At 71.1% G+C, this 16,143-nt stretch carries 16 protein-coding genes; 7 read left to right on the forward strand and 9 right to left on the reverse strand.

What is annotated here, in order from left to right:
• Window positions 1–48 precede the first annotated feature (48 nt).
• Both FB471_RS26400 and FB471_RS26405 read right to left on the reverse strand, forming a co-directional pair.
• Window positions 49–1,161, reverse strand: coding sequence for an oxidoreductase (locus tag FB471_RS26400; protein WP_142001018.1), 1,113 nt, complete (start codon window positions 1,159–1,161; stop codon window positions 49–51).
• 269 nt (window positions 1,162–1,430) lie between these two features.
• Window positions 1,431–2,231 carry an MBL fold metallo-hydrolase gene (locus FB471_RS26405; RefSeq protein ID WP_142001019.1) on the reverse strand — a complete coding sequence of 267 codons (801 nt, stop codon included), beginning with the start codon at window positions 2,229–2,231 and terminating at the stop codon, window positions 1,431–1,433.
• A 150-nt stretch (window positions 2,232–2,381) separates the two neighbouring features.
• On the opposite strand from FB471_RS26405, the gene FB471_RS26410 reads away from it, so the two are divergent.
• A complete protein-coding gene (locus tag FB471_RS26410) occupies window positions 2,382–2,933 on the forward strand; it encodes a TetR/AcrR family transcriptional regulator (RefSeq protein WP_246076599.1) in 552 nt (183 codons plus the stop codon).
• A gap of 63 nt (window positions 2,934–2,996) precedes the next feature.
• Window positions 2,997–4,034: an NAD(P)/FAD-dependent oxidoreductase gene (locus tag FB471_RS26415; RefSeq protein ID WP_142001021.1), complete on the forward strand. Its 1,038-nt coding sequence runs from the start codon at window positions 2,997–2,999 to the stop codon at window positions 4,032–4,034.
• A gap of 27 nt (window positions 4,035–4,061) precedes the next feature.
• Here the strand turns inward: FB471_RS26415 and FB471_RS26420 are convergent, their stop codons facing one another.
• Both FB471_RS26420 and FB471_RS26425 read right to left on the reverse strand, forming a co-directional pair.
• Entirely contained in the window at window positions 4,062–4,559 is a 498-nt protein-coding gene (locus FB471_RS26420; RefSeq protein ID WP_142001022.1) for a VOC family protein, read from the reverse strand.
• 51 nt (window positions 4,560–4,610) lie between these two features.
• Window positions 4,611–5,525: a TIGR03619 family F420-dependent LLM class oxidoreductase gene (locus tag FB471_RS26425; protein WP_211358150.1), complete on the reverse strand. Its 915-nt coding sequence runs from the start codon at window positions 5,523–5,525 to the stop codon at window positions 4,611–4,613.
• Between the two features lie 161 nt (window positions 5,526–5,686).
• Here FB471_RS26425 and FB471_RS26430 point away from each other — a divergent pair, with 161 nt between their 5' ends.
• Together FB471_RS26430 and FB471_RS26435 are read left to right on the forward strand one after the other, a co-directional pair.
• A complete protein-coding gene (locus tag FB471_RS26430; RefSeq protein ID WP_142001023.1) occupies window positions 5,687–6,055 on the forward strand; it encodes a YciI family protein in 369 nt (122 codons plus the stop codon).
• Complete coding sequence (locus tag FB471_RS26435) at window positions 6,052–7,284, forward strand: RNA polymerase sigma factor (protein WP_142001024.1); 1,233 nt, start codon at window positions 6,052–6,054, stop codon at window positions 7,282–7,284. Before FB471_RS26430 ends, FB471_RS26435 begins: the two co-directional genes overlap by 4 nt.
• Before the next feature lie 133 nt (window positions 7,285–7,417).
• Here FB471_RS26435 and FB471_RS26440 read toward each other — a convergent pair whose 3' ends face one another.
• Together FB471_RS26440 and FB471_RS26445 are read right to left on the reverse strand one after the other, a co-directional pair.
• Window positions 7,418–8,044 (reverse strand): class I SAM-dependent methyltransferase, encoded by a 627-nt coding sequence (locus tag FB471_RS26440; protein ID WP_142001025.1) that lies wholly within the window; start codon window positions 8,042–8,044, stop codon window positions 7,418–7,420.
• 70 nt (window positions 8,045–8,114) lie between these two features.
• A complete protein-coding gene (locus FB471_RS26445; protein ID WP_342779497.1) occupies window positions 8,115–9,104 on the reverse strand; it encodes a helix-turn-helix transcriptional regulator in 990 nt (329 codons plus the stop codon).
• Between the two features lie 105 nt (window positions 9,105–9,209).
• On the opposite strand from FB471_RS26445, the gene FB471_RS26450 reads away from it, so the two are divergent.
• The gene (locus FB471_RS26450) at window positions 9,210–10,592 is read left to right on the forward strand and encodes an FAD-binding oxidoreductase (RefSeq protein WP_142001027.1); all 1,383 of its coding nucleotides are present in this window, start codon (window positions 9,210–9,212) and stop codon (window positions 10,590–10,592) included.
• Window positions 10,593–10,606: 14 nt separating this feature from the next.
• On the opposite strand, the gene FB471_RS26455 is transcribed toward FB471_RS26450, so the two are convergent.
• From FB471_RS26455 to FB471_RS26465, 3 genes are all read right to left on the reverse strand, one after another.
• The gene (locus tag FB471_RS26455; protein ID WP_142001028.1) at window positions 10,607–10,903 is read right to left on the reverse strand and encodes a ferredoxin; all 297 of its coding nucleotides are present in this window, start codon (window positions 10,901–10,903) and stop codon (window positions 10,607–10,609) included.
• Between the two features lie 105 nt (window positions 10,904–11,008).
• The gene (locus FB471_RS26460) at window positions 11,009–12,094 is read right to left on the reverse strand and encodes a DUF1996 domain-containing protein (RefSeq protein WP_211358151.1); all 1,086 of its coding nucleotides are present in this window, start codon (window positions 12,092–12,094) and stop codon (window positions 11,009–11,011) included.
• A 288-nt stretch (window positions 12,095–12,382) separates the two neighbouring features.
• Complete coding sequence (locus tag FB471_RS26465) at window positions 12,383–13,360, reverse strand: hypothetical protein (RefSeq protein ID WP_142001030.1); 978 nt, start codon at window positions 13,358–13,360, stop codon at window positions 12,383–12,385.
• A 406-nt stretch (window positions 13,361–13,766) separates the two neighbouring features.
• Between FB471_RS26465 and FB471_RS26470 the strand changes: the two genes are divergently transcribed.
• Both FB471_RS26470 and FB471_RS26475 read left to right on the forward strand, forming a co-directional pair.
• Complete coding sequence (locus FB471_RS26470; protein ID WP_142001031.1) at window positions 13,767–13,976, forward strand: heavy-metal-associated domain-containing protein; 210 nt, start codon at window positions 13,767–13,769, stop codon at window positions 13,974–13,976.
• Window positions 13,973–16,141, forward strand: a complete 2,169-nt coding sequence (locus FB471_RS26475) for a heavy metal translocating P-type ATPase (RefSeq protein WP_142001032.1) — start codon at window positions 13,973–13,975, stop codon at window positions 16,139–16,141. The genes FB471_RS26470 and FB471_RS26475 overlap by 4 nt, the downstream gene beginning before the upstream one ends.
• Window positions 16,142–16,143: the final 2 nt, after the last annotated feature.

The following is a 16,143-nucleotide window of genomic DNA, read 5'->3' on the forward strand; positions in this document are numbered from 1 at the left end:
GGGGGAGTGAATGTTCCGGGTGATACCAGCCAGGATCGCCCGGAACATTCACGGCTGGACCCGCTCCCATGCCGCCTGGGAGGCGAGGGTGACATCCGGCTTCAGCATGGTGCCGTCGAAATCCCGTAGCGGATCGCCTGCCGCCACCTTGCCCGGCCAGTCCGGGTTCGCCAGCGCGCCCCTGCCGATCGCGACCAGGTCGGCGTGCCCCTCGGCCAGCACGGACCGGGAGGTGTCCGGCACGTGCATCCCGCCGTTGGCGATCACCGGAAGTCCGGTCACGGTGCGGGCGAGGCGGCTGATCGAGACGCCGTTGTCGAGCGTCGCGGTCGCCATCCAGGCCCGTCCCTCGCTGGCCAGGTGCAGGTAGTCGGCGCCTGCCTCGGCGACCGCGTGGAAGATGGTCTCGGCTTCGGTCGCATCACCCGGCCAGCGGTAGTCCGGATCGTTGACCTTGGTCTGGGAGAGCCGGATTCCGACCGGGAAACCCGCGCCGACGGCCGCGCGAACGGCACGCAGCACCTCGGTCGCGAACCGGACCCTGCCGGCCGCGTCCCCGCCGTAGCGGTCCGTACGCAGGTTGGTGTAGGTGGTCAGGAACTGGTCGATCAGGTACCCGTTGGCGCCGTGCACCTCCACCCCGTCGAAACCGGCGGCCTTCGCGTGTGCCGCCGCGGCAGCGAACCCCGCTGCCACCCTGGCGAGGTCCGCCACCGAGGCCGCCGCGGGGAGCGCGAACGGGCCCTCCCCGCCGTACGCGGGCATCCTGGCTCCCTTTGGCGAGACCGCCGAGGGGCCGATCGTGCCGGTGATGTGGTTGTTGTGCTGGGAAAGCGCGCCGGCGTGCATCAGCTGCAGCACGATCGCAGCCCCTGCCTCGTGCACCGCGTCGGTCACCCGCCGCCAGCCGTCGAGCTGTGCCGCCGTCACCATGGCCGGTTGGTCCGGATACGCCTGGCTGTACTGCTCGTCGGTGTAGGTTCCCTCGCTGATGACCAGCCCGAATCCGCCGCGTGCGAAACGCCGGTAATACGCGGCCATTTCGGCCGTGGGAACGCCGTCGCCACGGGTGCTGACCCTGGACATCGGGGCGACGGCGACCCGGTTGGACAGCTCGATGTCGCCGAGCCGCACCGGTTTCAGCGCGGGATGCATCGACATTCGTGACTCCTTGATGCGCGAACGGATACGTGATTCAACGGAACGGACAGCCCTCGTGGTGTCGTCGTCTTTCGAAGTTTCGGCCCGCCCGTCCCTTGCGCACAAGTACGGTCTTTGATGTGCCGTAGTACCATTGTGGATACCGTGAGGGTTATTCAGAACGACCCAGCGACCGCGGTCCGTCAGGCCCGTGCGAGCGGTCGTTGCAGGTCATCGCATGGGTGACGCGCATTGCGGACCTGAATGACCCGACGTGGAACAAGGCACCTTCAGGCCGGTTCACCGGCGAGTTCGAGCCATTCCCCAGGCGGCAGGATCACGCTGGTGACGCCCAACTCGGCGGTGTGCCGCTGGAAGGTCTCCTCGGGATCGTCCACCTCGACGTAGCGCGGCGGCATGTGCAACGCCCGGTAGTGAATCGGGACGGCACGGTGGGCGCCCAGAATCCGGGCCGCGACCGCGGCCTGTCGCGGATCCATCGCGGCGGCCAGTGGGCTCGGCGGTTGCAGGTGCGGGAAGTCGACCACCGCGCCGTTGATCGGCAGGAACGCGGCGTCGAATGGGCCGTAGCGAGCGGCGATCAGCCACCACATGCCGTGGAACATCGTGTCCCCGCCGTGAAAGATGCGTGTGCCCTCCGCCTCGATCACCCAGTTGACCTGCGGGTCGCCAAGGCCGTCCACCGCGGGGACGGCGGTGACCTCGAACGGGCCTGACCGGTGCCGCTCCCAGTCGCCGACCACCCGTGACGTGAGCCGTTGCTCGGTGAAGCCGGACTCGGCGCGCGCGGTCCACACCACCTCCTCCTCGCCGCCCCGAGCGGGCGGTGGGCGCAGGACGGTCGCGTCCGCCCGTACCGCCGCGGCGATCGCCGCCGGGTCCGCGTGGTCGGCATGCAGGTGGGTCACCAGCGCCAGGCGCGCGTTACCCGGCCGGGAGACCGGGGGGAACTGCCCCTCCAGGTCCCGTACCGACAGTAAGGGGGTGGTGTCCTCGATCAGGTCCACCACCGCCGTCTCGTCCCCGGCCTCGATCTCCAACCCGGACCAGCCGAGCCTCCGAATCCGCATCGCTTGCCGCCCTTCGATCGGTCGTCCGTTCCCGCGGGTCAATATAGCGACCGATCGTTCGTACGCCAAATGCGAACAGTCGGACGCTAAACTGGGAGCATGTCGCCACGCCGATCAGCCGTCGAAGCCAAGCTGACTTATACGACCATCGTGGCCAGGGCCACCGAGATCGCGTCGGAGGAAGGGCTGGAGGGAGTCACGATCGGTCGGCTCGCCGCTGACTTGCGGATGAGTAAATCCGGCGTGCTCGGTCACTTCGGCGCCAAGGAGTCGCTGCAGCTGGCCGCGTTGCGGCACGCGTTGCGCATGTTCGAGCAGCAGGTGGTCGAGCGGGCCGGGCGCGAGCAACCCGGCCTGCCCCGGTTGCTGGCGTTATGTGAGGCGTGGATCGACTTTCTGGCGACGGTGGATCTTCCCGGCGGTTGTGTGCTCACCGCCGCGTCCACCGAGTTCGACGGCAAGCCGGGGCAGGTACACGACGTCGTGGCCGAGGCGTGGGCCGGCTGGCGGGAGACACTCGGCGCGGAGGTCGCGCGCGCGGTGACGGATGGCGACCTGCCCGAGCTCGAGGTCGAGCAGGTGGTATTCGAGCTGGTGGCGATCGGCCCCGCGGTGAACCAGGCCCTGCAGTTGCACGGCGATCGGGACGCCGTCCGGCACGCTCACCGCGCGGTACGGCGGACTCTCGGCCTGTCGTCCTGACCGGCGCACGAAGTCGTTTGCTGGATCGGCAACAAACTTTGCGGCTCTGTCCGGTCGGGACGCATGGTGGTCGCGGAGGTGGTCGTGGTGACCGATCAGTTGAGGAACGGCTATGACGTGGTGGTCGTCGGTGGTGGCGCCGCCGGGCTGAACGGGGCGTTGATGCTGGCGAGGGCGCGGCGGTCGGTGGTGGTCATCGACGCCGGTGCTCCGCGCAATGCCCCGGCCGCGGGAGTGCACGGGCTGCTTGCCCAGGACGGGACGCCGCCGGCGACGTTGTTGGAGCGGGGGCGGGCGGAGGTCCGCCGGTACGGGGGTGACGTGGTGTCCGGCGAGGTCGGCACCGTGCTTCGGGGGGACACCGGGTTCACGGTGGCGCTGGCCGATGGCCGGCGGGTCCGCGCGCGCCGGTTGCTGGTGACCACCGGGCTGGTCGACGAGCTGCCGGAGGTGCCGGGACTGCGGGAGCGGTGGGGACGGGACGTGCTGCACTGCCCGTACTGCCATGGTTGGGAGGTCCGGGACCGGGCCATCGGCGTGCTGGCCTGCGGGCCGATGTCGGTGCACCAGGTGTTGCTGTTCCGGCAGTTGAGCGCGGATGTCACGTTCTTCACGCACACCCGGCCGGAGCCGACCGAGGAGCAGGCGGAGCAACTGGCCGCTCGCGGCATCGCCGTGGTGCCGGGGGAGGTGGCTTCCCTGGAGGTCGCGGGGGACCGGATCACCGGCCTTCGGCTGGGCGACGGCACCGTCGTCGACCGCGAGGTGGTGACGGTCGCACCGCGGATGGTGGCGCGGGCCGGGTTCCTGGCCGGCCTCGGGCTGCGGCCCGCGGAGCACCCGATGGGCGAGCACATCCCCGCCGACAGGACCGGCCGTACCGAGGTGCCCGGGGTGTGGGTCGCCGGAAACGTGACCGACCCGGCTGCCCAGGTGGGCGCGGCCGCGGCGGCGGGCGCCGGTGCGGGGGCCCAGATCAATGCCGACCTGGTCACCGAGGACACCCGCCGCGCGGTCGTCGCCTTCCGGGACCCGTTCTCGCCCGAGACCGAGGCACGGGTCGCCGAACTGGTGCTGGGCGACCGCCGGCACGGCCTGTGACTCCGTAGCGGCCGCCGCTGCGCGAGGTCAGCGAACGGCGGGCGGTACCAGCTCGGCGCCCTGCAGGTACTCCATCGCGGCGATCCACTCGGGATCGTCGAACCTGCGCAGGAACTTCTCCTCGGGCACGTCCTCGACCCGGGTGTGGATCCACCACAGGTTCCCGAACGGGTCGCGCACCCGTGCCACCCGGTCACCGAACGGCGCCGTCGTCGGCTCGGTGACCGAGGTTCCGCCCGCCTCGACCGCCCTTCGGTACGTGGCGTCGCCGTCGTGCACGTACAGCCGCAGGAACGCGGGAGTGTCCGGGTAGTGCGGCTTCCCGTCGAAGGCCATGACGACGGAGTCACCGATCCGGAACTCGGCATGCCCGATGATGCCGTGCTCGTCGGCTATCCGCGCGAGTTCCTCGGCGTCGAACGCGGCTGCCACGTAGTCGAGGAGATCGGCGGTGCTGCGCGCGATGATCCACGGGGTGACGGTGCCGTAGCCCGCCGGGGCCGGATGGTTCGGCCGGGTGCTCATGGGTTTCCCCTCTCGCCGCCCTGGCGTCGATGTCCTCGTGCTCAGCACACCCTATGAACCATTCCGGCCACTTTCCGTCCGCTTTGTCGGCGGGAGGCTGATGGCCAGGGCCTCCAGAGCGGCGGCCTGACGATGCGGGGGAACGCCGGACATGGTGAAGCCCCAGTGCAGCTCGTCCACACCGGCCGCGGCCGCCTGTTCCAGATCGGTCACGGCTCGGCGGGCGAAGGCGGACACCGGCTCGTCCGGGTCCTCGACGGCCCACTCCGACATCAGCTGCGCGACCACCGGACCGGTGCCACCGGCCGCCCGGTACCAGGCGATCTGGGCGGCGCTGCTTTCCCAGTCCCGGACGCCGGTGACGAAGCCGTCGCCGAGCCGAGCCGCCCGTTCCACCGCCGGCCGCGCCACGGCGCCGATCCGCACCGGTATGCCGTGCACCGGCTTCGGGCCGACCCGGGAACTCGGGATCCGGTACCGAGGGCCCTCATGCTCCACCGGATCCGGGCCCCAGCAGGCGCGTAGTGCCGCGAGGTAGTCCTCGAACCCGGCACCACGCCGGGACAGTGGGACGCCGACCGCGGTGAACTCCTCGGGCAGCCACCCCTGCCCGATCCCGGCGTCCAGGCGCCCGCCGGAGAGCTGGTCGAGGGTGGCCAGCCGCCTCGCCAGCACGACCGGTGGCTGGAAGAGGGCGTTCACCACCCCGGTGGCCAGCCTGACCCGGCGGGTGTGCGCGGAGGCCCAGGTAAGGACCTCCACGATGTCCCACACGTCGTACTCGGGCAGCCCCATCTCGTTGCACCAGTCGGGCCCCGCGGGCAGCAGCAGCCGCTCGGTCGCCGAGACGGCGTGGAACCCCAGTCGATCGGCGGCCACGGCCACCGTGACGATGGCCTCGGCGCTGGTGTGCGGGCCGAAGCTGGGCAGGCTCACACCCACCCGGGGCAACTGCTTGTCCGGCACGCAAGATCCTCCTCGTCGGTGTCCGGCGCCGTTGCGGCGCCTGCGGGGTGAGTCGGAGCCGCCGTGGCGTTCTCGACATCGGATGTCGAGCAGCGCGCACCGGCTCCGACCCGTTCATGCGGGGCGCCCGAAGGAGGCGCCGGAGTAGCTAAGGAGTGGACGTGAAGTATCTGCTGATCATGCATGGCAACCCGCGGGTCTGGGAGGCGCTCACCGAGGAGGAGCGCGATGAGGTGATGAACGGGCACGGTGAGTTCATCAAGACCATCCAAGAGTCCGGCGAGATGGTCAGCACGCAAGCGCTTGCGGATCCGTCGAACAGTGCGGTGGTGCGGGTCAGGGACGGGGTGCCCGCGGTGACCGATGGCCCGTACCTCGAAGCCAAGGAGCACTTTGCCGGCTACTACCTGGTCGATTGCGAGAGTAGGGAACGCGCGCTGGAGCTGGCTGCCCTCATCCCGGACGCGCGGGTCGACGGCCTCGGCATCGAGGTGCGGCCGGTGATGTTCTCGGCCGGAACGGAGATGTGAGTACCGGCGATCGCGTCGAGGACCTGCTGCGCCCGCTGGTGCCGCAGGCCCTCGGCACGCTCGTGCGGCGATACGGCCGGTTCGACGCCTGTGAGGACGCGGTGCAGGAGGCGGTGCTCGCCGCGCTGGTGCAGTGGCCCGCGGAAGGGACACCGGAGCATCCGAAGGCCTGGCTCATCACGGTGGCCTCCCGCAGGCTTGCCGACCAGTGGCGCAGCGAGCGGGCGCGCAGGCGACGCGAGGAGGTCGTCGCCGTGCTGGAACCAGCCGAGCCGCCGCGGCCGGTGGGCACCGATGACACGCTGACCCTGCTGTTCCTGTGCTGCCATCCGGCGCTGTCCCCGCCCTCGGCGCTGGCGCTGACCCTGCGCGCGGTCGGCGGGCTGACCACGGCGGAGATCGCCAGGGCCTTCCTGGTCCCGGAAGCCACGATGGCGCAACGGATCAGTAGGGCCAAGCAGCGGATCAAGGCCGAGGGCGTACCACTGCGGGCGCCCGCCCAGCAGGAGTGGGCCGATCGGCTCCGGGTCGTGCTGCACGTGCTCTACCTGCTCTTCACCGAGGGGTACACCGCCACCTCGGGGTCCGAGTTGCAGCGCGGTGAGCTGGCCGCGGAGGCCATTCGGCTGGCCCGCGCCGTGCACGAGGCCCTGCCCGAGCACGGTGAGGTCGCCGGGTTGCTCGCGCTCATGCTGCTCACCGACGCCAGGCGTGCCGCCCGCACCGGGCCGGACGGCATGCTGGTCCCGCTCGCCGAGCAGGATCGCGGCCGGTGGGATCGGGAGTCCATTCAGGAGGGTTGCGCGCTCGTCGCCGACTCGCTGGCCCGGTCAGACCTCGGCGAGTATCAGCTGCAGGCGGCGATCGCGGCCGTGCACGACGAGGCGGCAAGCGCCGAGGACACCGATTGGCCGCAGGTTCTCGTGCTGTACCGGATCCTCGAGCGGGTATCGGGCAATCCGATGGTCACCCTCAACCGGGCGATCGCGGTGGCGATGGTGCACGGGCCGCACGCGGGCCTCGACCTGTTGGAGTGGCTCGACGCCGACGACCGGCTGGCGGACCATCACCGGCTCGCCGCGGTACGCGGTCACCTGCGCGAACTCGCCGGTGAGCACGAGGCGGCGCGGGCCGCCTACCGGCTGGCCGCCCGCCGGACGACCAGCCTGGCCGAGCGGCGCTACCTCGAAGCCAGGGCCGCCCGGCTGTGGCCGCACCCGACCCGCTGACGCCCGACCACATCGTGTTTGCGCCGCACGCGCGCGTGTTTGCCGCTCATGCGCGCGTGTTGGCCGTCGCCGACGGCAAACACGGTTACGTGGACAGCAAACACGGTTACGTGGACGGCAAACACGATGGGTGTCATGCGGGTTTGCGGGCGGCGATGCGTTCGACGATGCCAAGCTTGAAGCGTTCCTGCCGCTCGATCGTGAAACCCCGCTCCCGCACATGCACCAGCGGCCTGCGGCGGTAGTTCTCCCCGCCCAACGGGACGGACGCCACCTCGATCAGGCGTTGCGCCGCGCGTGCGAGCAGGGCGGTGCTGACCACGTGGTCGGCCAGCAACAGCAGCCCGCCGGGGCGCAGCACCCGCCACATCTGCCCGACCGCCGCCCGGTCGTCCGGGACCGCGCACAGCGAGAAGGTGCAGACCACGGTGTCGAAGGAGTCGTCGGGGAACTCCAGCTCCTGAGCGTCCCCGAGACGCAGGTCCGTGCCCTGGCGCCTCGACTCCGCGCGCCGGCGCGCCTGCTCCAGCATGGCCGGGCTGAAGTCGATGCCGGTCAGCCGCACGTCGTCGGGGTAGCGGTGCAGGTTCAGGCCGGTTCCCACGGCCACCTCCAGCACCTCGCCGCGCGCCTGGTCGCAGATCCACTGCCTGGTGTCGCCGAAGAAGCGCCGGTCGGCGAAGTCCATCTGCCGGTCGTAGGAGCGCGAGTGCCGGTCCCAGTACCGGCGCAGCTTTTCCTGCCTCGAGACACCGGACATGGCAACCATCCTCTCGCTCGCTCGGGCAACCGGGACGGTGAGCCTTTCGCACCGCGGCGCCACTGGCAACCTACCCGTCCACGGCCTCGGTGAGCCGTCGCCCGGCCGCGCGAAGGTAGTTCAGCACCTCGTCGTGCGCGCCGCCGTCGTCCGGAACCTCGGCGGGGCCGTCGATGGTGAACCCGACGCCGAGGCCGAGCACGCCGGCCAGTTGCCAGAAGAGCTCGGCGAGCGAGTCGGCACCGAGCCGGAACCGGCACTCGTGCTCGCCGAGTGGTTCGACCTTGCGGGGTAGCGGCGCGTAGAGCGCGGCGGAGACCTCGCCGGCCGGTGCCCGCACGGTCACCACCGCCGCGTATCGATACGGCGCGGCGGCGATGGACTCCGCGACATAGCTGCCCGCGTCCCCGGCGGGCAGTGGGCGTGGCTCGAACCGCCGCCCGGTCGGCACCGGGGCGGTGAGCCGGTCCACCCGGAAGGTGCGCCAGCCCTCCCGGCCGCGGTCGAAGGCGACCAGGTACCAGCGGCCGTACACGGTCACCAGGTTGTGCGGCTCGGCCCGGCGTGCGGTGACCTCCTCGTCGCGGGCGCGGTAGTCGAAGGAGAGCAGTTCGCGATCACGGCAGGCCGCCGCCAGTACGGTCAGGATCGCCGGGTCCACCCGCGGCCCGGCGCGCGGCGGCAGCGCGACCGTGGCATCCCCGAGGGTGGTGACCCGCTGGCGCAGCCTGCTCGGCAGCACCTGTTCCAGTTTGGCCAGCGCCCTTACCGAGGACTCCTCGATCCCGGTCACCCCGCTCGTCGCGGTGCGCAGGCCGACCGCGACGGCCACCGCTTCCTCGTCGTCCAGCAGCAGCGGGGGCAGGTTCTTGCCGGAGGCCAGCCGGTAGCCACCGGCGGTACCGGTGGTGCCCTCGACCGGGTAGCCGAGCTCGCGCAGCCGCTCGATATCGCGCCGCACGGTGCGCCCGGCGACGCCGAGCCGTTCGGCCAGTTCGGCGCCCGACCACTCGCGCCTGCCTTGCAGCAGGGACAGCAGGCGCAGCATCCGGGCGGGCATGTTGGTCGTCACAGCTCCAGCCTCCCATGTGCTTGAGGACAACCTAAGTCCTAAAGCGTTCGTACTGTCGGTCCGGTCAGCACACCGAAAGAAGGGAACGAGGACATGAGCGAGGTCAGCACGGCGACCGTCGACGTCGGTGAGTTGACCGGACCGGTGCGCGGCCCGGTGTCGGTGCCGGGGGACGAAGGGTACGACGCGGGTCGTTCCGCCTTCCAGACCGCCGCCTGGCACCGGCCGGACGTGGTGGTGAGTGCCACCGGCCCCGCCGACGTGCGGGCCGCGGTGGCCTTCGCCGCGAGTCGCGGGCTTCCGGTGGCCGTGCAGGCCACCGGGCACGGAATGCCGCCGGCCGCGCGGGGTGGGCTGCTGGTCGACACCAGCCGGATGACCGGGGTCCGGGTCGATCCGGAGACGGGCTCCGCATGGCTGGCCGCCGGGGTGCGGTGGGATCAGGTGATCCACGAGGCCGCCCCGTACGGCCTGGCGCCGTTGTCCGGCAGCGCGGGGCATGTCGGCGCGGTTTCCTACACCCTCGGCGGCGGTGTCGGCCTGCTGAGCAGGCGATACGGCTACGCGGCCGATCACGTGCGGGCCGTCGAGGTGGTCACCCCGGACGCGCGGACGCGCAGGGTCACCGCGGAGTCCGAGCCGGACCTGTTCTGGGCGTTGCGTGGTGGGCGGAGCAACTTCGGCGTGGTCACCGGAATCGAGATCGACCTGCTGCCGGTCGCCCGGCTCTACGGGGGCGGGCTGTACTTCGCCGCCCACCTGATCCCCGAGGTGTTGGCCGCATGGCGGGAGCTGACCGCGACGGCGCCGGAGGAACTGGGCTCCTCGGTGGCGATGATCCCGTTCCCCGATCTGGACGCGGTACCCGCGGCGCTGCGTGGCCGGCTGCTCGCGCATGTCCGGGTCGCCTTCCTCGGCACGGCGGCGCGGGCCGAGCGGTTGCTCGCGCCGCTGCGCGCGATCGGCCCCGAACCGGCCGGTGGCCTGCGGGACATGCCGTACCGGGATTCCGGCTCCATCCACAGTGAACCGCCGGTCCCGATGCCGTACCACGCCAGCCATGCCCTGCTGCCGGAACTGGACGACGCCGCGCTCGACGCGGTGCTCGAGGTCGCCGGTCCGGACGCGCCGCGGCCACAGATCGCCGAGCTGCGGCACCTCGGCGGTGCCATGGCTCGCCCGCCCGCGGTTCCGAACGCGGTCGGGCACCGGAACGCGCGCTACGTCGCGAGCATGCTGTCCGCCGTGGACTCCTCGGGGCTGGAGGCCGTGCGCCCGCTCCACCGGCGTTTCCGTGCCGCGCTTGAGCCGCGCGGCCTCGGTAGCTGCCTGAACTTCCTCTACGGTGAGCGGGCCGGGGTCGAGCAGGTGCGCACGGCCTACGAACCGCGGGACTACCGGCGGCTGGCCGAGCTCAAGGCCAGGTACGACCCGGACAACCTGTTCCGGCTCAACCACAACATCCCGCCCGCCTGAAGATGCTCGGCCGCTCACCGTTGCCGCGGCGGTTCCGCCCGCCGCGGCGCGGAGTCCTCCGGCTTGCCGGTGAGCTCGATGCCGCGGTCACCGGGGAGGCCACGCGGGGAGATGGCCTGCGTCGGGCAGCAGCGGGCCGCCGCGGCCGCGGCCTGGTAGTCCCGCTCCGCCAGCCTGCGCCGGTAACGCAGCCGCCCGTCGGGGCCCAGCTCGAACAGCTCGGGCGCCTCGGCCTGGCAGATGGCATACAGCTCGCAGCGGTCGTTGTCCACGCTGATCCGTGGACCACTGCGGAAACGTTCGAAGCTCATACCCGCTCCTCGACAATCCCGAATCGTGACTCGTACGGACAGCGCCGGAACGCCCCTGCCCTGGTGCCCGCCCGCGCGACGGACACCAGGGCAGGGGAGAGGCTGTCAGCAGGAGCGCCCACTGTTGATGCATCGCACGGCGAAGTTCATGAGCCGCCGCGGCATGACGTTGATGAAGGCAGCGTGGTCGGTCTTGGGGTTGTGTGCCTGCTCGGGGAAGGAGTCGAGGGCGAAGCCCTGTACCTCGTTCGGCGTGTCGTACACCAGGGTGTAGCGCAGCTGTGGCACCGCTCTGGTGCCGCGCGGGCACTCGCCGTCCCGCTCGACGAACCGGAGGTGGTCCCGATGGTTGTCGCTGTCGGTGTTCTCGCCGTCCCAGCAACTCGGGAAGTCCAGGATACGCATCAGTTGACTGCCTTCCGGGCAGATCGGGTACTGGGTCGTCCGCCGGTCCTCGAAGCCGGTGCAGGTCCACCGCGCGTTCACGTTGTCGTCGCCGTTGGTGACCGCCTTGGCGTCCCCGGTGACGCCCCGGAGGAAACGGGGCATGGGTGAGACCCTGTCCTCCGCGTTGCCGCGGAACTCCACGGTGACCTCGGCGGGGGTCAGGACCTTGCCCACGTTGCCGTCCACCGCGCCGCCCGGCTCGTTCCGGTCGGCGCCTTGCAGCCCGAGCTCGCGCACCACCGGCCAGTAGTAGGTGGAGCGATCGCCGAACCGGCAGGTGGTGTCGCCGACGGAAAGGCTACGGTTGTCGGACTTCTCGGTGGTGGTGAGGTTTCCGACATAGTCGTGCACGTGCTGCGCGCCGTTGAAGACACCGGGGCTGATCACGACGTTGGCCGAGTTCAGGTGCTGTTCCTCGTTGCGGCCGCACTGGGTGACGAACGTACCGGGGGATGCCTGGAGCTCGAGGTCCTCGGCGTTGGGCTCGACATCCTGGATGTCGACGTAGAAGTCTTCCGAGGGCGGCGCGAGTGGATCCTCGCCTGGCTCCCGGTCGTCTCGGTCTCGATCACGGTCCCGGTCGGATCGGTCGTTACCCCGGTCGGATCCACCGCCGGTCGGGTAGAAGCCGCCGTGTGCCGATGCGGTGGCCACGCCGATCGCGGCGCCGGCCGCCATCACCCCGGCGACCATGCCGGCGAGCAGCCGTTTGCGTTTGCGGCTTGGAGTCTTGTGCAGTGCCATGACTGCCTCCTGATCGGGTATCTCGTCAACGTGGCCGCGCAGGCGTCGGTACGACGGAACCATCATGGAACGCGCGCGTTCCTACCGTGGATATATCAGTCCACAGTAGAATTGGATAATGCCGTCGCCGGGGGAAGCGACGCTGCGGGGCCTTCACTCTTATATACGACGCGCGCCAGGTCACGGTTCAATGAACTCCGCCGGATATCGCCGAACCCCGTTCCCGTGCCGAAGAAACCGCCCGCGCCACCGGGGCAGTGGCGCGGGCGGTTACCTGGCGATGGACAGTCAGTAGCTGTAGCCGCCGTCCTCGGCGGACTCGGAACCCGATCCGGACTCCTCGGATCCGGACTCCTCCACCGGAGGTGCCTCCGACTTGCACCCTTCCGGCATCATGGCGTACCACTTGCCGCCGACGCCGTGGCCGTTCGCCTGACCGGGCTCGGTGTCCTCGGCGTAGCGGTACACCGGCCAGCCGCCGATGGTGACCTGCTCGGAGCCGTCCGCGCGTTCGACGGTGCTGACCAGGTTCTCGTCGACACCCCGCACATCCACCGTGCCCTCGGCGATCACCGGCGGCCAGTTCTGCGCGCACTCGCCCTCGCAGTTGGATTTGGAGGGTTCCTTCGTGTCGTCGGTGAACAGGTAGAGGGAGAAGCCCTCCGCGTCGGTGACGATCCTGCCCACGCCTTCCGCCTCGTCGGCGATCAGCGTGGTGCCGGCGGCGCCGTCCTGCTGGGCGGCGCCTGCCTTGCCGCCGGTCGGGTTCACCGCGTACCAGGCGCCGCCGACGCCCTGGCCCGAGCTTTCCCCCGGACCGCCGTCCTCGGCGTAGCGGTACACCGGCCAGCCGCCGATGGTGACCTGCTCCGAACCGTCCGTGCGCCGCACGCTGCCGACCAGGTTCGCGTCCACGCCCTGCACGTCCACCTGCCCGTCGGCGACCACCGGTGGCCAGGTCTGCGCGCAGCTACCCGCGCAGTTCGAGACGGGAGGTTTCGCGGTGTCCTTGTCGAAGCGATACAGCGTGAAGCCGTCCTGATCGGTGACCGCCTCGCCGACGCCGTCGACCTCGGTGGCGCTGAGCGTGACCTGCCCCGCCGGGGCGCCACCACCGGCGCCGGCGGCCTGGGAGGTGTCGGCCACCGGCGCCGGGTCGTCGTTCGACGCCCCGCCGCCGGACTCGCCGAGCCCCGCGCACCCACTGAGCGCGAGCAGGCCGGCCGCGGCCGAGGCGAGCGGCACGACGATACGCTTGTGGAACATGGACTTTCTCCTCGTTTTCGTAGGGAGGCCGGGTCGTAGGAAGGTCTGGTTTCTTGCTCGACCTGTGCCCCCAACCACGGACCCCGGCGCGCCCCGGTTCACCCGTCCGGAAAGTCAGGTTCGGGGCACGCCTGCTCGCCTGGCTCCGCACGGGGTGGTCGAGGCCGCTGTCGCGGAGTGCCGGCGATCCGACCGATGATGTGTTCGGAACGTCGCCGAGAGTTCATACCTTACCCCGCTGGGGTAGCTGAACCGGATCGCGCTGAGTTGCGTTCCTCAGAGGTAAGGCACGGAGTACGCGCCCGCGGGCGCGCCCGATCGTCGGTTGACCGACTTTACCCCCCTAGGGTATGAACGACGGTGCGGCGGAAAGTCGCGTGAACCGAAACCGAACAGGAGTATCGTCGTGGCCGAGACCACTTACACCGTGACCGGAATGACCTGCCAGCACTGCGTCAAGTCGGTGACCGAGGAGGTCGGCGGTGTCCAGGGCGTGACCGCGGTGTCGGTGGACCTGCCGACCGGCGCCGTCACGGTGACCAGCGAGGGCGACCCCGATCTCGCCGAGGTGCGGGCCGCCGTCGAGGAGGCCGGTTACCAGCTGGCGACGACATGACCTCCGAGCTGCGCTCCGCCGAGACCCCGTCCAGGGTCGAGCTGGTGATCGGGGGCATGACCTGCGCTTCCTGCGCCGGCAGGGTCGAGCGAAAGCTGAACAAGCTGGACGGGGTGTCCGCCGAGGTCAACTACGCGACCGAGAAGGCCGCGGTCTCCTACGCCGGCGCGGTTCGTCCCGAGCAACTGATCGAACAGGTGGAGGCGGCAGGCTACACGGCACGGCTGCCGGAATCGAAGCCCGCGGGCGAGGAGGGCCCTGGCGATCGCTCGCTGCGCGCGCGGTTGCTCGGTGCCGCCGCGCTGTCCGTGCCGGTGATCGCGCTCGCGATGCTCCCGGTACTGCGGTTCCCCTCCTGGGAATGGGTGTCGCTGGTACTGGCCACGCCGGTCGTGCTGTGGGCGGCCTGGCCGTTCCACCGGGCGGCGCTGGTGAACCTGCGGCATGGCGCCGCGACCATGGACACGCTCATCTCGATGGGCACGCTGGCGGCCTTCGCGTGGTCGCTGTACGCCCTGCTGTTCGGCACCGCCCACATCTATCTCGAGGTGGCGGCGGGGGTGACGACCTTCATCCTCGCCGGACGCTACTTCGAGGCGCGGTCCAAGCGCAGGGCAGGGGCGGCGCTGCGGGCCTTGCTCGAGCTGGGTGCCAGGGAAGTGGCGGTGCTGCGGGACGGGGCGGAGCGGCGTATCCCCACCGGGGAGTTGGTGGTGGGGGACGAGTTCGTGGTGCGGCCAGGGGAGAAGGTCGCCACCGACGGGCTGGTCGTGGACGGCAGCTCGGCAGTGGACGCCAGCATGCTCACCGGCGAGTCCGTCCCGGTGGAGGTGCGCGCAGGCGACAGCGTGGTCGGCGCGACCGTGAACGCGGGCGGCAGGCTGATCGTGCGCGCCACCCGGGTCGGGGCGGACACCCAGCTCGCGCACATGGCCAGGCTGGTCGAGCAGGCGCAGTCGGGCAAGGCGGCCGTGCAACGGCTGGCCGACCGGATCTCGGCGGTGTTCGTGCCGGTGGTGATCGCACTGGCGCTGGGAACCCTCGCGGTCTGGCTCGCCACCGGCGGCTCGGCCACCGAGGCGTTCACCGCCGCGGTGGCGGTGCTGATCATCGCCTGCCCGTGCGCGTTGGGCCTGGCGACGCCGACGGCGTTGCTGGTGGGTACCGGGCGTGGTGCCCAGCTGGGGATCCTGATCAAAGGGCCGGAGGTGCTGGAGTCCACTCGCGTGGTGGACACCGTGGTCCTGGACAAGACCGGCACGGTGACCACCGGCAGGATGGCGCTGGTGGACGTACACCCGGCGGAGGGGGAGACCGCCACGCGGGTGTTACGGCTGGCCGGAGCGCTGGAGAACGCGTCCGAGCACCCGATCGCACAGGCAATCGCCCGCGGAGCCCGGGAGCGGGCCGGTGAGCTGGGCGAGGTCGCCGAGTTCGGCGTCGTGGAGGGCGTCGGCGTGCGGGGTGTGGTGGACGGTCAGTCCGTGCTGGTCGGCAGGGCGGCGCTGCTGGTCGAGGCCGGCCTGCGCATCCCGGCCGAGCTGGACGCGGCTCGCCAGGCCGCGCAGCAGCAGGGCAGGACCGCCGTGCTGGTCGGCTGGGCCGGGCAGGCACGCGCCGTGCTCGCGGTCGCCGACACCGTCAAACCGGACTCGGCCGAGGCGGTCGCCCGGCTGCGGGAGTTGGGCCTGACCCCGATCCTGCTCACCGGCGACAACGAGACCGTGGCTCGCGCCGTGGCCGCCGAGGTCGGAGTCGACCGGGTCATCGCGGAGGTACTGCCGAAGGACAAGGTGGACGTGGTGTCGCGGTTGCAGGCGGAAGGGGCCGTGGTGGCGATGGTGGGCGACGGGATCAACGACGCCGCCGCGCTGGCCACGGCCGACCTGGGCCTTGCCATGGGCACCGGGACCGATGTGGCGATCGAGGCCGGTGACCTCACGCTGGTGCGCGGCGACCTGCGCGCCGCCGCGCAGGCGATCCGGCTGTCCCGGCGCACCCTGCGCACCATCAAGGGCAACCTGTTCTGGGCCTTCGCCTACAACACCGCCGCACTGCCGCTGGCCGCGGCGGGCCTGCTCAGCCCGATGATCGCCGGCGCCGCCATGGCACTCAGCTCGGTGTTCGTGGTCAGTAACAGCCTGCGCCTGCGCCGCGCCCCCTGAGC

Origin of the sequence: Amycolatopsis cihanbeyliensis (assembly GCF_006715045.1) — a bacterium.
GTDB classification, from domain to species: domain Bacteria; phylum Actinomycetota; class Actinomycetes; order Mycobacteriales; family Pseudonocardiaceae; genus Amycolatopsis; species Amycolatopsis cihanbeyliensis.

Coding starts and splice junctions, on each gene's coding strand:
- FB471_RS26440 (WP_142001025.1), bottom strand. CDS start 8,044: ATGTCCGGTGTCTCGAGGCAGGAAAAGCTGCGCCGGTACTGGGACCGG.
- FB471_RS26475 (WP_142001032.1), top strand. CDS start 13,973: ATGACCTCCGAGCTGCGCTCCGCCGAGACCCCGTCCAGGGTCGAGCTG.
- FB471_RS26405 (WP_142001019.1), bottom strand. CDS start 2,231: ATGCGGATTCGGAGGCTCGGCTGGTCCGGGTTGGAGATCGAGGCCGGG.
- FB471_RS26400 (WP_142001018.1), bottom strand. CDS start 1,161: ATGTCGATGCATCCCGCGCTGAAACCGGTGCGGCTCGGCGACATCGAG.
- FB471_RS26450 (WP_142001027.1), top strand. CDS start 9,210: ATGAGCGAGGTCAGCACGGCGACCGTCGACGTCGGTGAGTTGACCGGA.
- FB471_RS26415 (WP_142001021.1), top strand. CDS start 2,997: ATGGTGGTCGCGGAGGTGGTCGTGGTGACCGATCAGTTGAGGAACGGC.
- FB471_RS26445 (WP_342779497.1), bottom strand. CDS start 9,104: ATGCCCGCCCGGATGCTGCGCCTGCTGTCCCTGCTGCAAGGCAGGCGC.
- FB471_RS26455 (WP_142001028.1), bottom strand. CDS start 10,903: ATGAGCTTCGAACGTTTCCGCAGTGGTCCACGGATCAGCGTGGACAAC.
- FB471_RS26465 (WP_142001030.1), bottom strand. CDS start 13,360: ATGTTCCACAAGCGTATCGTCGTGCCGCTCGCCTCGGCCGCGGCCGGC.
- FB471_RS26420 (WP_142001022.1), bottom strand. CDS start 4,559: ATGAGCACCCGGCCGAACCATCCGGCCCCGGCGGGCTACGGCACCGTC.
- FB471_RS26460 (WP_211358151.1), bottom strand. CDS start 12,094: ATGGCACTGCACAAGACTCCAAGCCGCAAACGCAAACGGCTGCTCGCC.